Raw genomic sequence first — 14,904 nt, 5'->3', positions numbered from 1 at the left:
AGCGGCGCGGCCAGGATGCGAGCGCCGTTGGGGAAGGCGCCACGGAGAGGCCAAGCCCGCCGTCAGCGGATGATGTCGAAGCTGTAGTCCGTCTTGGACGGGACGTTGGTGTTGAGGTCGATCGTGTCGAAGATCTTGTCCAGGATGGTCACCAGCACGTTCAGCCCGCCCTGATATCCCCACAGCGGGAAGCGGTGATGGTGGTGCCGGTCGAAGATGGGGAAACCGATGCGGATCAGCGGCGTGCCCGTGTCACGCTCCAGGTACTTGCCGTAGGTGTTGCCGATCAGGAAATCCACCGGCTCCGTGAACAGCAGGGACCGCAGGTGCCAAAGGTCGCGGCCGGGATGGACGTGGCAGTTCTTCCCGAAGGGGGAGCTGTCGAACAGGTCCTGCACCTTCGCCGCCCAGGCCTTGCCGCCGTTGGTGGCCAGCACGTGCGTCGGTTCCGCCCCCAGTTCCAGCAGGAAGCCAGCCAGGCCCAGGCACAGGTCGGGATCGCCGTAGATGGCGAACTTCTTGCCGTGGATGTGGGCGCTGGAGTCCGCGATGGCATCGACCAGCCGGCCACGTTCCCGCTCCAGCTCCACCGGGATCTCCGCGCCCGTCAGGCGGGCCAACGCCATCAGGAAGCGGTCGGTGCCGGCGACACCCACCGGGTGGTTGAAGGCGGCGACCTCCTGCCCATGCGCCGCGATGAACGGCAGGGTCTTTTCCGTACAGTATTCCTGCATGGAAACGGTGGCCTTGGCATGGATGGCGTTGGCCGCCTCCTCCAGGGTGGTGCCGCCGTCGTACATGCGGAATTCGCCGTCCGTCGGGGTGTCCCAGACGTCGCTGGTGTCGCCCAGGATGGTGTAGTCGATGCCCATCAGGCCGAAGATGCGCTTGATCTCCCGCAGGTTGCCGACGGTGTAGCCGTCGAAGCCGCCGATGAAGTTGATCTTGCCGTTGGGCTGGCGCTCCAGCTTGGGCGCGGTGCCGGCCTTGCCGTCCCAGAAATGGTCCAGGATGCCCTTCATGACGTTGTCGTAGCCGGTGACGTGGCTGCCGACGAAGGCGGGGGTGTGGGCGAAGGGTACGTCATACTCGGCGGGGACGGAGCCCTTCTCCTTCGCCGTCTTGATGAAGGCGTTCAGGTCGTCGCCGATCACCTCCGCCATGCAGGTGGTGGAAACGGCGATCATCTTGGGCTTGTACATGGAATAGGCATTGGCCAAGCCGTCGATCATGTTGTTCAGCCCGCCGAACACCGCCGCGTCCTCGGTCATCGACGACGACACGCAGGAGGACGGCTCCTTGAAATGGCGGGAGAAATGGCTGCGGTAATAGGCGACGCAGCCCTGGGAGCCGTGCACGAAGGGCAGCGTGCTTTCAAAGCCGACGGCGGCGAAGACGGCGCCCAGGGGCTGGCAGGCCTTGGCCGGATTGATGGTCAGCGCCTCGCGGGCGAAGTTCTTTTCCTGGTACTCGGGCGTCTTGGCCCATTCCCGCACCCGCTCCACCTCCGCCGGATCGCGGCGGTTCTCGAACTGCTGGCGCTTGTTGACCAGCATCTCCTGGTATTCCGGGCCACGGAACAGCTCGAAATGGTCGAGCACGTTTTCGGCACTCTGCGTCATGATGGAAACCTTTCCGAAGAACGTCGTACGGGAGCGCCTTATTCGGCGGCCAGCAGGCGGGGTTGCGCCGCGCCCTTCCAGGGGGCCTTGGCCATCTTCCAGACGGGGGCGTTGATGGCCATGTCCATGTCCCGCGCGAAGATGGCGAAGCCGTCATAGCCGTGGTACGGGCCGGAATAGTCCCAGGAATGCATCTGGCGGAAGGGCACGCCCATCTTCTGGAAGACGTACTTTTCCTTGATGCCCGACCCGACCAGGTCGGGCTGGATGCGTTCCACGAACTTCTCGAACTCGTAGCCGGTCACGTCGTCGTAGATCAGCGTGCCGTCCTTGACGTAGTGCTGGGCCGTGCGCTGATAGTCGTCGTTGTGGCCGAACTCATAGCCGGTACCCACCACCTCCATGCCCAGGTCCTCATAGGCGCCGATGACGTGGCGGGGGCGCAGGCCGCCCACGAACAGCATCACCGTCTTGCCTTCCAGGCGCGGGCGGTACTTGGCGATGACGGCGTCCGTCAGCGCCTGGTACTTGGCGATGACGCGCTCGGCCCCTTCCTTGATCTTGTCGTCGAAGTAACTGGCGATCTTGCGCAAGGACTCGGCGATCTTGCTGGGGCCGAAGAAATTGTACTCGCACCAGGGAATGCCGTACTTCTCTTCCATATGGCGCGAGATGTAGTTCATCGAACGGTAGCAGTGCAGGACGTTCAGCTTGGCCTTGGGCGTGTTCTCCAGCTCCGCCAGGGTACCGTCACCCGACCATTGGGCGATGACGCGCAGGCCCATCTCCTCCAGCAGGATGCGGGATGACCAGGCGTCGCCGCCGATGTTGTAATCGCCGATGATGGCCACGTCGTAGGGGCTGGCCTCGAACGCCGCCGGCTTGGCCGCGCTCTTGTCGAAAACCCAGTCGCGGATTGCGTCGTTGGCGACGTGGTGGCCCAGGGACTGCGACACGCCGCGAAAGCCCTCGCAGCGCACGGGCACGATGGTCTTGCCCTCGTATTCCTTGGACTTGGCCTTCGACACCGCCTCGATGTCGTCACCGATCAGGCCGATGGGGCATTCCGACTGGATGCTGATGCCGTTGTTCAGCGGGAACAGCTCCTGGATTTCATCGATGATCTTGGCCAGCTTCTTGTCGCCGCCGAAAACGATGTCCTTTTCCTGGAAGTCGGAGGTGAACTGCATGGTCACGAAGGTATCGATGCCCGTCGTGCCGATGTAGTAATTGCGCCGCGCCGCCCAGGAATACTGGCCGCAGCCCACGGGGCCGTGGCTGATGTGGATCATGTCCTTGATCGGGCCCCACACCACGCCCTTGGATCCGGCGTAGGCGCAGCCGCGGATGGTCATGACGCCCGGAATGGACTTCAGGTTGGATTTCACGCCGCAATCGGACTTGCCGGCCTCATGCACGTTCAGATGCTTGGCGCGCCGTTTCGCGGTCTTCTCCGGGTAAACCTGCAAGACCTCGGCAATCAGTTCCTTGTTGCGTTCCTTAATCTCCGCAACGCTCTGCGTCTCCGACATACTCATTTCGCTGCCCTCATGTTCCCCGGTGAAGAAAGCCCGCTGGCGCGCGCCCGGCCCCCATGCGGAGGGACCGGGCGGCACCGGCGGCCGTCGCCGATCAGGCGAGTTCCAGCTCAGGCCAGTTCCAGCTGGGCGGCGGTCCGGCCGACCATGCTTTCGTCCACGGCCTTCATGATCCCGTGCTCCATCAGCATGTCCTCAAGCTCATCCATGGTGATGGGGGTGGGGATGATGCCCTTGCCGGCGTTGTTGTGGATGCGGGTGGCCAGGTTGCGGTAGTGGTTGGCCTGGACGCTGTCCGGCGCGTATTCCAGCACCGTCATGCGGCGCAGCTCCGCGTGCTGCACGATGTTGTCGCGCGGCACGAAGTAGATCAGCTGGGTGCCCAGCTTCTTGGCCAGGTTCTCCGCCAGCTCCAGTTCCTTGTCGGTCTGGCGCTCGTTGCAGATCAGGCCGCCCAGGCGCACGCCGCCGGACACGGCGTACTTCAGGATGCCCTTGGAGATGTTGTTGGCCGCATACATGGCCATCATCTCACCGGACATGACGATGTAGATTTCCTGCGCCTTGTTCTCGCGGATGGGCATGGCGAAGCCGCCGCACACCACGTCGCCCAGCACGTCGTAGGAAACGTAGTCGATGTCCTCATAGGCGCCGTTCTCCTCCAGGAAATTGATGGAGGTGATGACGCCCCGGCCGGCGCAGCCCACGCCCGGCTCCGGACCGCCGGATTCCACGCAGCGGATATCCTGGTAGCCGACCTTCATGACATCCTCGATCTCCAGATCCTCCACGCTGCCGGCGGCGGCGGCCAGGCTGAGGATGGTGTCCTGGGCCTTGGCGTGCAGGATCAGGCGGGTGGAATCCGCCTTGGGATCGCAGCCGACGATCAGGATGCGGTGGCCCATTTCAGCCAGGGCCGCCAGGGTGTTCTGGGAGGTGGTGGACTTGCCGATGCCACCCTTGCCGTAAAACGCGATCTGTCGCAGTGCCGACATTCAAGGTCTCCTTGAACCGATTGTTGAACCGATTGCCAATGCCCCGGTTGAGGTCGGGGCGATCCTCGTTCGCAGAAGCTGGCCCGCGGATTTCGGGAAGGAGCACATCGCTCGACAACGCGTAGGCGTGCACTCAGCCCTCACTAGCCGACCGGTATTTCAGCAACCGGTGTGCCAAGTGGAGGATTTCTGATAAGTCATTGATATTATTATTGCTCTATCGGTCACCTCGCTCCCGACAAAGATGTGCCGAACCCGACAGGCGGTGTGCGGCTGTCGCAAACGGAACAAGGCCGGCGCCGCCCGTCCACCCGGGAAAAGCCCAGCCCCGCTGCTTCCCGGCGGCATGAGCGCCAGCGGAACGGAAATTGCTGTGGACACGCCAATGCCCGGGACGGGGCAGCCCATCATTGGAAAGGGCGCGTCATGCAGATTGGTGTCGAGACCGCCAAGGCCGTGGACCAACGGCGGGTCTTCGTCGTGGACCAGGATGAGATCACCCGCGCCGCCTTGCAGTTCATGCTGCATGACGAGATCGAGGCGCATGAACTGGCGACGCCGGAGGAGGCCTACGCCAAGGGCGTGGACTGGCTGAGACCCGATGTGGTGCTGCTGGGCGCCGCCTTCCTGGCGGAACGGGGCGTGGGCCTGGTGGGCGACCTGCTCCGCACCTTCCCCGGCGTGCGGGTGCTGATCGTCTGCGCCAAGGCGGAGGAGGCGCTGGCGCTGCAGGCCCTGGCGGCCGGCGCCCACGGCGCGCTGGTCAAGCCGCTGGCCCTGGCCGACGTGCGCCGCAAGGTGGATACCGTGCTGGGCCGCGCCGGTGGTGCCGCCTTGGTGCAACTGGCATGAGCACCATTGTCTTCTATGAAAAGCCCGGCTGCCGCACCAATACCCGCCAGCGCCGCGCGCTTGAGGCGGCGGGGCATACGGTGCAGGTCCGCGACCTGCTGGCCGAGCCCTGGACGGCGGAACGGCTGCGCGGCTTCTTCGGCCAGGCGCCCGTCGCCACCTGGTTCAACCCGGCGGCACCCGCCGTGAAGGCGGGAGCCGTCGATCCGGCCGCCCTGGACCCGGCCACCGCCCTGAGCCTCATGTTGGCCGATCCGCTGCTGATCCGCCGGCCGCTGGCGGAGGTCGAGGGCCAGCGCCATGCCGGGTTCGAGAGCCTGCGCGACCGGTTGGGCCTGACGGCCGACCTGGAGGCCGTCGCCACCGGCTGCTCCCACCCGCACTACCCCTGCCCCACCCCCAAGAGCACTGGAACGCCGTGATGACCGATCGTGCGCCCTACGCCATCATCCTGGGCACCAATGAGATCGCCTCCGCCGTGGCGATCCGGCTTCACCAGCAGGGTTACGGCGTGGTCATGTCCCACGACCCGTCGCCCCCCGTCATCCGCCGCAAGATGGCCTTCCACGACGCGCTGTTTGACGACCCGGTAATCCTGGCGGGCATCGCCGCCGAACGGGTGGAGGGCGGCATGGCCGCGGCGGCGGCCCTGGCCCGCCGCCAGGGTGTGGTGATCACCGAATTGGGCCTGCTGGACCTGATCGTCATCCGAACGCTGGATCTGCTGGTCGATGCCCGGCTGCAGAAATACAGCACCACCCCTGACCTGCGCCGCCTGGCCAAGGTCACCGTCGGCCTCGGCCCCGGCTTCACCGCCGGTGAGAATTGCGACTTCGCCATCGAGACCAAGCCCGGCAAGCAGGGCGCCCTGGTGCGCGAGGGCGCGACGGAACCCGCGGACGGCATCGTCCGTCCCCTGGGTAACCGGGGGGCGGAACGCTTCGCCTATTCCGCCTTCCCCGGCCGCTGGCACACGGCGATGGAGATCGGCTCCCGCGTCTTCAAGGACTATGTCATCGGCTATCTGAGCGCTACCGCCGTCCAGGCCCCTTTCGACGGCATCCTGCGCGGCGTGGTGCGTGACGGTACGGAGGTGCCCGCCGGCGTCAAGCTGCTGGAGGTCGATCCCCGCGTCCGGGGCGCCGTATGGGCCGGCGTCGACGACCGCGCCCGGACCATAGCCCAAGCCGTTGGCACGGCAGTGACCAGGCACAAGGCCAGGCAGCCGTTCCGCCCAGTGGCGGTTCGCTGAGGCATCCGCCTCAGGGCGCACCATGAGGCCGGCAGTGACATATCTTTGAATCGCGTCCGCCGCGTAGCCGCCATCTCCGGACAAGCCAGCCGTGTCAAGAACGCCACCGAAACGCGCCGATACCGTCGTTCTCAACAGCAAGAGAGAAACTTAGGGGATTGAAATTCAGTGCCTCAGAGCAGGACGCCGCCCTATTGATGACGGAATTCCCGCAGTCTATCGCAATCCACACCTACACCGATTACCTGAAGGATGTTCAGCCACAAGACCTACGAATCTCAGATAGCGAAGATCAAACGCTAATCGGGCATTACGATATTCCTCAAATTATTCTTATTGCACCGAGGGGTCGCGAACGCTTTACGTCAAGGAAATTGATAGATTGAATTCACATGCTCCGCTGCGACGGCGGCCAGATCGCCATCAGGCGGGAGCAACAGCAGCAGCCTCACGGATGGCTGATGCAATCTCGTCTTCGCCGCGTCCTCCGTTGATGGCGATGCGCCCGCCGAAGACGAAGTGAGGCACTGACCTGACCCCGGCTGCCATCGATCGGGCCGCCTCCTGCTCGACACGTCTATGTTGCTCGGGGTTAAGCACTATCGCACGAGCTTCTTCCCGTTCGAACCCATAGGCCACGGCGATATCCGCAAGGACATCGGCGTCTGAGATATTCCTTGCTTCGAGAAAATGCGCATCAGTGATCGCGACGGCGAGCGGATGCTGCGTCCCTCGTGAGCGCGCCGCAAGGATCAACCCGTGCGCCGCTTGTGTTCTATAAGTCCAGAGTTGGCGGCTCAGGTCGAGGTCAAGACCGGACGCGCGTGCCTCCGCCTCAGGCCGCGCGAAGGAGATCTTCGGATCCCTCACCCCGTAACGCGACAAGAGAAGATCGGGAATGTAGAGGCCCTCCTCCGGCGCATCGGGAAGCAGCAGGACCGGGTGCTGGCGGATATCGACATCCAGCTCAGGGAAACGTTCCGCCAGAACCTTGTCCAGACGGTGATGCCCGATGATGCACCAGGGGCAGGTGATCTCAGTGTAAAGATCGATTTGCAGCATTATCTCATCCTTCTGGGCTGCTGCTCTGGCAGCCACTCCGCTTTTAGGCGACCTTTCCCAAGACCGAACGAACTTGGGCTTCGGCGGCGGCGATAGCGGCCTTGGCCGCCTCAGGCCCGAAGGCGGTGCCTTCCACGCGGACGATTTCAACGTCGGTCAGGCCGATGAAGCCCAAGAGGTGGCGAAGATAGGCGGTCTGGAAATCAAAGGGAGCCCAGTCACCCTCGGAGAAGACGCCGCCTGCGGCAGTGACCAGATAAACCTTCTTGCCGGTCAGCAATCCCTGTGGCCCGCCGGCTTCGCTATAATCAAAGGTCACTCCCGGCCACGTGATATGGTCGAACCAAGCCTTGAGCTGCGACGACGGGCCGAAATTGATCATGCCTGAGCCCAAGACGACCACGTCAGCCGCCTTCACCTCATCAACGAGCTGCTGGGCAAGGCCGACCGCCCTGGCCTGTTCGGGGGTGCGGGTGTCGGGGCCAACGACGCGGCCGCCAATGTAAGCTTGCGTAATATGGGGCGGCGGGTTGACCGCCAGATCGCGCGTTGAAAGGGTACCGCCCAACCGGGCCTTCAGGCCTTCGGCGAGCTCGGAAGAAAAGCGCGTGGACAGGCCTTCGGCGCCACGAGGACTCGAGGTGACGAGGAGGATGTTGGTCATGATTGCTCCGACATGAACAGGATAGTAAACTCTTGATACCAACACTATTAAGGTGACTGTCCTGTCCCTCGCAAGAAGGCACTCCAATGACACTTAGTGACATTGATTTTCCCACCCCGAGCAAAGGTGACGACTGTCGAGTGGTTCGGGAGATCCTTGATCGCGTCGGCGACAAATGGAGCCTGTACATCATCGCAACGCTCAAAGATGGACCAGTGCGGTTCAATGAGCTGAGGCGTCAGATCGACGGCATCTCGCAGCGGATGCTGACGATCACTTTGCGCGGATTGGAACGCGATGGGTTGGTGAAGCGGACATTGTTCCCCACTATTCCGCCACGCGTGGATTATGAGTTGACGGATGTTGGGCGGACGCTTCTTGCGCCAGTAATGGCTCTCGTTACGTGGGCGAACACCAATCAGGAGAACATCCAAAACGCTCGCGTCCGATACGATGCAAGCTAGTTGGCAGCGGACATCACTTATCCGATTGGCACGCTATTGCCGCACCGCCAAAGTTGGGGTCTTCCAACGTGCATGATCTATCGTCTTCTCTCTCGGTCAGAATTGACGGAGAGAAGAGATGAGCCAAGCACCTCAGGTGGGCCGCAGAACAACCCGCCGGCAACAACTAAGAGAGATCGTGCCTCTGGCAGACAGCACGATTACGATATGGGGCGGCGAGGCGAATTCCCGCAGCGTTTCTATCTCACGTCACGATACGTCGTATGGGATCTGGCAAAAGTGGAGGCATGGCTAAACGCCCGGCGTGCGGCGCCAATCCGCCGCGCTCAGCACCCGAATGTCACTAAGCGAAGGGCGCGGCATGATCCGAACTACATGCCGGCCCGGGCCGAAACTTTGTACATTTTGCTCTGGGGCTTCAGCGAATCAGCCGGTTATCGCTGAAAAAGTACCGTAAAGAATATCGTGGTGTAGTTTCGGATACGCCCGGATAGCCCAAATCACTCCCACTCGACTATCAATTAACCCATTAAGAGGTTGATATGACGCCAAGAATTCCACCTCACATCAGAAAATACCGCCAACCAAGCCACCTAAAATTATGGCTTTTGGAATTGCTGGGATCCCCCCCCATAAACTTATAAAGTTTCCTTCCACCATCTATCGCCCAGACCGGATCTTGAAGCGTCTCCTCGCGATCGGAACAAACACAATGCGCAGGTTCAAATCCCGGGCAGGATTTGGCCTATACCGAACAAGCGCGCCATATCGGCCGTGAACTGATGGTGTAGATACCCTAACCGTCTCCGACGGACTGCAAATTGGGGATCTTCCGTTCGATTCTCACTCATGGCTCCAAAATTCGAAAATTCGGTCTCAATCCTTGACTGCCACCCGCGTAGCGCCACCATGCTGGGTTGCCCGAGGCCTGCAGCGAACCTTGACGGCACCCTTTGAGAACGATTCGTCCGTTGCCTTGCTTGACCAAACATAGGCCTCACCTGCCTTAAGAAGGGCCATGCGTTCTGGCGTTAGGTTGCCAAGCGCAGCGTTGGCCTTCTGGATGTGCTTCAGCCAGGCAGGCGAGTTGAACTTGTGCATGATGATCTGACTGGACAGCTCGATCAGACTCACCGGCACAGACGGCGGATCTTGGCTTGCCACCATGATGCTCACGCCCTTGTGCCGCATCTCTCGCACCACCTCGATGAGTCCGGCAACCAGGTCAGGACTTTCGATGTACTTGTGCGCCTCATCGAACACGACCAGCTTGTTGAAGCTGCGACCGTCTATCCGTGCATCGGCAAACAACTGCAATAGCACAACGAACAGCCCGAGCGCTTCGTCCTTCTCGATGAATTCGTCTCGGAGGTCCACGATGATCAGCCGCCCAGGCTTCACCACGTCGGTGAGCGAGGTGGAGTCGTTGATGTACTCGGCGGCAAGGTCGAGGCGCATCCGAGCAAGCTCCTTCAGGTGATCAGGAACCGGCGAAGCGTCAATGCCCGCGCGCAAGCCCTCAAGTGTGATGTCATCGCGCATCGCCTTCATGATGCGCATGATCTGGCGAATGTAGGTGGCTTGGTTACCTACGGCCCCCATCAAGAATTTCCAGTGCGATGCCTTCAATTCCGAGGCAGAGAACTGCAGCGGCAGCACCTCGATATCCGGGTACTCCGCCTTCCTTTCGTCGATCTTGTCCGCAGGCACAAGCAATAAGACATCTGCAAGTGCCTTTGGCTCGGCACCATACACATCTTTCAGTGCCCTAACCTGATCCTCAACACTGTTCGCCCCCACCATCGACGTGAACTCGGGCTTGTAGTCCATGGTCGGACTGTAGTGGAAGATCACCGTGGACAGCGGTTCAGGCAAGCAGTTGATGCCAGGGATCGCCAACGAGGCCATCTCTGCAACGCTGCCCAGTGTGTAGCTCTTGCCGCCCCCCTGAACACCGAACAGGCTGATGGTGTGGGTCTGGTTGAGGTCCAGCGCAACCTTGCGCCCGGACACCTCGCCCAGCAGGCCGTACTGAGGCGTTGAACCGGTCGCGCCGAGCATGATGTCGTATGCAACCCGCCCATTCGGAGCCGCGCCTTCTTGCGAGAGAGAGGCGACAACGGTAACGCCCTCAGGCACTACCACTTCGTCTTTCTGACCCGGCACTTGCACCGAGATCGGAGGCGGAGTCTGCTCGGCCACAGGCGATGGCATTGGTTCTGGGGTGGCGATTGAGGTCTGCGCCGTTGCAATCATCGGCGGGCTTACCTGCATTTCAGGTTCGGGCTCGTGGACCTGCAGACCAGGTACAACTGCGGGCGGTCGATACGTAACCCGAGGTCCGTCATCCCAAGCCAGCGTTCGATCACGAGGCGGGCTCAAGAAAGCTGCGGTCTCGAAGGTCGGGACGGCCGGTGCCAACTCCCTGCGACGTAGCAGCTCCTGGGTGACTTCCCATGCCGTAGCTGCGGGCCGAGCGGCCTGCAAACTGGCAATGGTTTCGGTGTCGGTAACAGCCGACTCAACCAGCTGTTGGATTAGGTCGCTGCCGATTCGGTAGAACTCGATGCCGTTCTCGCGTTCGGCAGACTCGGTTCCTGGTTTGCTGAAATCGAACACCACAGCGCTTCGCGTAAACTTAAGCGTGTAGGGACGCTCATCCAGGCGCCGTAAGAAGTAATGCGCTTCTTCGGCCGCCTCGGGTAAGACGACGCCGTACCGCTCCGAGCGAGCCAAGTAGAAGCCCAGCAACGCTGCAAGGTCACGATTCTTGATCGGACGATCAGGGCGATCTACCTCAGCTCGCCTCGGGTCAAAGTGGTAAGCGAGAACCTCTTCCGTTTGCGCAATTTGCTCGGCAATGGACGCCTTCAATTGGGCGTAGGCGGCCAGGCCACCAACTTGGTTGTAGCACTTGACCTCGACCAATCGGCAAGTCACCTCACGGCTTGATCGATCGAGATCAAACAGCGCAAGATCAGTTCTCCGGAAGTTGACCTCATCCCCCATCTCTTCGGCGTTCTGCCGGAGCGCCTTGTACAGCTCCAGATGCGCGTCCAACGGCACCACAACCTGGTTCTGGAAAACGCCTTGATGTTCAAGGAACAAGCGCGAGAGCGCGAGCCCCATCGCCTCAGCTCGTTGCGACGACGAAGACAACAACTTCAGGGCCAGGCGGCCAGACAGCGAGCGCAACTGATCTAGCATCACTAATGCATGGCGACCTGTACTTGGCAGACCGTACTCGCCCAGTATGGGCACCAACAAAGACTCGAGCTCCGCGACCGAGCGCGAAGTGATCGCCAAGCGATGGCTTATCGCATTGGCCATGTCGGGAGAGTGATCAATCAGATAGTCGGGGCGTGTGGGGTGCCGCCGATGATCAAAGAACTCAATGCCGAGATTCCGATCAATCGTAAGCACCCAATCACTGACCTCGTGCACCTGATGGAGCATCGCGCGCTCGTCGGCCGACAAGCTCAACGCAACCACAGGGCGTGCATGCGGCAGGTATTGACTGCGTGCGACGGTCGCCACGGCAACCGATACCGCACGTGATATTCCCCCCATTAGGTCGGACAACGCCTCAGCCCCATCCAGCGGCTGCGCGACACCGTGTAGCGGGCAACGAAGCCAAGTGATGGACTGCTCGTCCTCCAGATAGTCCACTTCAAAGGGCTGAACCAGGCCATGGACGAAGGAGGAATCATCCGAGTCTCGAACATCTACGGCTCGAATTTCCTCGGCAGGGAACAGGTCAAACAGGAATGACAGATGCGCCGCATGCAAGTCCGGGTCATCTCGGAACTCGTTGATCGCCCTGATAGCCAATCGCAACTTCGGGTGTAGGTGGCTATCGGTCGGCGTTGAAAACGCATCCGCCTCCTTCGCACTTGTTCCAGAGTCTGGCGCCAACAGTTCCAGCAACGCCTCCCCCGTCGATGGGGCAGCCGGGTCAAGCACAAACAGCCTGACGTCGTAACGAAGATCGGCAAACTCAGGATGACACTGCAGTGCCAGCAGCACTTCAGCCAACGCCCCTGCTCGCCCAGCGTTGAAAGCGTTGATCGTCAGAGTCTCAACATACGGGTGCTGAATCAGATAGCGCTGCACGCGTGCAGCCAGATAGGCGCTGTCAATGGTCGCCCCTCCGATAGCTGGCTCTGGCAATCCGAGCGCTGCACACACCTCTCCGACCAGTCCACGAGGGTCTTTTTCATCGGTCGCGGCGTACAGCGACCAGAACGGGTTGATGTTGTCTACTGCCAGCGCCGTACGCCCAAGCTCCTCGCCGAAGGGAAGCACCGGGGGAAAGGCCGCAGGTGCAAGCTGCTTGATTACCGCGTCACGGGTCGGGACCACGAACTCCCTGCTGCTCGACCGACTCCGCTCCATCCAGGTCTGTCCGAGCTGGCTCCAAGCGACATGCCAGTTGGCACGCAGCGGATGCGTCGGGCCGAGCAGCACAGCGTCTCGCCGCCTACCCTGATAGTCCTCCAACACCAGAGCAACAGAATCGACGGTGAGCGCGCATCGCAGTTCATCCATTGCTTGGCGCGCGATAGCGGCATCGGTTGAGCTGGATCGGACCAGCGCAGCATCAATCCAAGCCAAATAAGCTGCGGCGTAGTTTTGAGCAGGCTCCTGCAGGTGAAGGAGGTCGCTCGCCTGCATGATCAGTCGCTGATCGCCCTGCAAGACTGCCGAAAAGAGGGCCGCTCGCGCTTCTCTGAAGAGTGCAACCTCATCCGAGATCGGCCACTTGAACGATGTCGTTGAGCGTGTGGTAACACCAGAGGCGCTGACCGAGAGCCTCAATCGGTTGAGCCCGTCCGGATCATCAAGAAACGCACGCTCCAGGTTGGCCAATAGACCCGACACCAGAACGTTCGCCTTCCCCTCCTTGCCCAGTCGAATCTCCAGTGTCTCCCCGCTGGTCGCTGTCTTGCTGCTTCGCTCAACCCATGCGCAACCGGTGATCGAGACTGAACCGGGATCGCGATCTTGAGCCACCGCAGCGAAGCGCGCACGTAGCAAAGCGTGCATCAAGCTCGACTCACGCGGCACGGCGCGTTGCGGTGGCTCTACCTCGACCTGTTCATCGGTGACCACGTAGAAGAGATCGCTCTCGTTGGCATTGGCGTGCGTCTCCGATGCATCGCTGTTAAAGCGCACGGGATTGCCCTCGCCATCGGCTAGCGGAATGCGGTCCCCGTCCTCAGTTTCCGCATACACGCGCACGAAGTGCCAGCCTTCTTCCCAGTCGATTTTGCCAATCGACGAAAAGGCGATGACACTCGAGCCAGTACCTTTGGCCCATGCCGATTTACGCCGACGCAGCCCGGTTGGACCGTTGTCGCGAGAAACGACCTCCGCCACAAACCGGGACAAGCCTTCGACCTTTGAGGGCACGGGGTCAACACAGAAAGAGACACTGAACTTCTTGAGCCCGGTTTTCGAGATGGGCAATACACTGTGCCCAATCAGCTCAGCCAAGCGTGGGTCTTCGTTGTCATCCTTCACCACTGGCAAGTCGGGCAGGACGACATCACCGATGTAGATGGCGTCAGGGTTGACGCCCCCGTCCTCAAACAGCCACTTGTTGAAAGCGAGAGGCCAGTTCACACGGTCGCGGACGATCAGCTGGGTCCACTCCCTGGGATTGGCAACGCCCACTCGCGAAAAGAACCCCCCCAGCTGCTTACAGAATACAGGATCGAGCAAACCCAATTCCAGGGCGCGAACGCGCTCCGTCTTGGTAGACCAAGTGATGCGCTCGACACACTCTCGGTTACGCGCCACCCGCGCAGGTGCGCGCTCGGCCTGCTGGAACAGCTCAAAGTCGGGTACGAGGGCCAGCTCGAAAAGAGCAGCGCCCATAGCATCCGGATCGAAGTCGTTGACCTGGCAGGTGAGCAGATACCGGGCCACGGCGGCATCATCGGCGTATCGCCAGCGGACCTCACCCCGGCGCAGCTCACCCAAGCATGCTTCAACGGCAACGCGAAGATTGGCCGGGACCCGCGCGATCAACTGCGCGTTCAGTTCGGCATAAGCGCCGTCAATCGACACCTCTTCAAACGTCGCGACGCCGAAGGAGTCCTCCGCCGCAGCGCGCAGGTCGTTCGGCACAAACACGAGTAGAGGCGGCCGAAGCTCATCGTTAGGCAGGGGATTTCGCAGCTCAACCAGCTTGGTACTGCTAACAGCCAAATCCGGCGCCAGTGTGCGCAGGCTGTCATCCGCAAGAACGACGACAGTGGCGGAAGGAACAGCTGCCCTCAGACCACCAGCCAACCGAATCATCAGTTCCCGATCCAAGTCCGTGACCCGCATGCAATGCCCAAGGTCTCGGGCCGCAAGCAGCTTGGACAACCTCGGCAGCAAGACCGTTTCCAGCGCAGCGTTCAGTTCCTGGCTGGTGAGTTCACGCAGTCCTTGGCTCATGCGCGCGC

Annotated in this window: 11 protein-coding genes; 5 read left to right on the top strand and 6 right to left on the bottom strand. The window is 61.5% G+C overall.

The features are described 5' to 3' along the window. Positions 1-62: 62 nt before the first annotated feature. The 3 genes from nifK to nifH form a co-directional block, all read right to left on the bottom strand. Positions 63-1,622, bottom strand: a complete 1,560-nt coding sequence (gene nifK, locus FBZ88_RS03140; protein WP_145615403.1) for a nitrogenase molybdenum-iron protein subunit beta — start codon at positions 1,620-1,622, stop codon at positions 63-65. A 38-nt stretch (positions 1,623-1,660) separates the two neighbouring features. Next, positions 1,661-3,160, bottom strand: coding sequence for a nitrogenase molybdenum-iron protein alpha chain (gene nifD, locus FBZ88_RS03135; protein WP_004274320.1), 1,500 nt, complete (start codon positions 3,158-3,160; stop codon positions 1,661-1,663). Between the two features lie 110 nt (positions 3,161-3,270). Next, positions 3,271-4,155 carry a nitrogenase iron protein gene (gene nifH, locus FBZ88_RS03130; RefSeq protein WP_145615402.1) on the bottom strand — a complete coding sequence of 295 codons (885 nt, stop codon included), beginning with the start codon at positions 4,153-4,155 and terminating at the stop codon, positions 3,271-3,273. Positions 4,156-4,581: 426 nt separating this feature from the next. On the opposite strand from nifH, the gene FBZ88_RS03125 reads away from it, so the two are divergent. From FBZ88_RS03125 to FBZ88_RS03115, 3 genes are read left to right on the top strand one after another with little or no spacing between them, the layout of a single operon-like run. Further along, on the top strand, positions 4,582-5,007 hold the full coding sequence (locus FBZ88_RS03125) for a response regulator (RefSeq protein WP_145615401.1): 426 nt from the start codon (positions 4,582-4,584) through the stop codon (positions 5,005-5,007). Next, a complete protein-coding gene (locus FBZ88_RS03120; RefSeq protein ID WP_145615400.1) occupies positions 5,004-5,429 on the top strand; it encodes a thioredoxin domain-containing protein in 426 nt (141 codons plus the stop codon). The genes FBZ88_RS03125 and FBZ88_RS03120 overlap by 4 nt, the downstream gene beginning before the upstream one ends. Then, complete coding sequence (locus FBZ88_RS03115; RefSeq protein WP_145615399.1) at positions 5,429-6,259, top strand: xanthine dehydrogenase; 831 nt, start codon at positions 5,429-5,431, stop codon at positions 6,257-6,259. The genes FBZ88_RS03120 and FBZ88_RS03115 overlap by 1 nt, the downstream gene beginning before the upstream one ends. A gap of 423 nt (positions 6,260-6,682) precedes the next feature. On the opposite strand, the gene FBZ88_RS03110 is transcribed toward FBZ88_RS03115, so the two are convergent. Both FBZ88_RS03110 and FBZ88_RS03105 read right to left on the bottom strand, forming a co-directional pair. Next, positions 6,683-7,321, bottom strand: a complete 639-nt coding sequence (locus tag FBZ88_RS03110; protein WP_145615398.1) for a DsbA family oxidoreductase — start codon at positions 7,319-7,321, stop codon at positions 6,683-6,685. A 43-nt stretch (positions 7,322-7,364) separates the two neighbouring features. Continuing rightward, entirely contained in the window at positions 7,365-7,985 is a 621-nt protein-coding gene (locus FBZ88_RS03105) for an FMN-dependent NADH-azoreductase (protein WP_145615397.1), read from the bottom strand. Positions 7,986-8,071: 86 nt separating this feature from the next. On the opposite strand from FBZ88_RS03105, the gene FBZ88_RS03100 reads away from it, so the two are divergent. Both FBZ88_RS03100 and FBZ88_RS31455 read left to right on the top strand, forming a co-directional pair. Next, on the top strand, positions 8,072-8,449 hold the full coding sequence (locus FBZ88_RS03100; RefSeq protein ID WP_145615396.1) for a winged helix-turn-helix transcriptional regulator: 378 nt from the start codon (positions 8,072-8,074) through the stop codon (positions 8,447-8,449). A gap of 72 nt (positions 8,450-8,521) precedes the next feature. Further along, entirely contained in the window at positions 8,522-8,893 is a 372-nt protein-coding gene (locus tag FBZ88_RS31455; RefSeq protein WP_342780144.1) for an AlpA family phage regulatory protein, read from the top strand. Between the two features lie 432 nt (positions 8,894-9,325). Here FBZ88_RS31455 and mads8 read toward each other — a convergent pair whose 3' ends face one another. Continuing rightward, positions 9,326-14,896 carry a methylation-associated defense system ATP-binding protein MAD8 gene (gene mads8 / locus FBZ88_RS03090; RefSeq protein ID WP_145615395.1) on the bottom strand — a complete coding sequence of 1,857 codons (5,571 nt, stop codon included), beginning with the start codon at positions 14,894-14,896 and terminating at the stop codon, positions 9,326-9,328. Positions 14,897-14,904 lie beyond the last annotated feature (8 nt).

The organism is Nitrospirillum bahiense, from assembly GCF_007828025.1.
Classification (GTDB): Bacteria; Pseudomonadota; Alphaproteobacteria; order Azospirillales; family Azospirillaceae; genus Nitrospirillum; species Nitrospirillum amazonense.
Note: the sequence above shows the minus strand (reverse complement) of the source record. Positions and strands in the feature narration are given on the sequence as shown.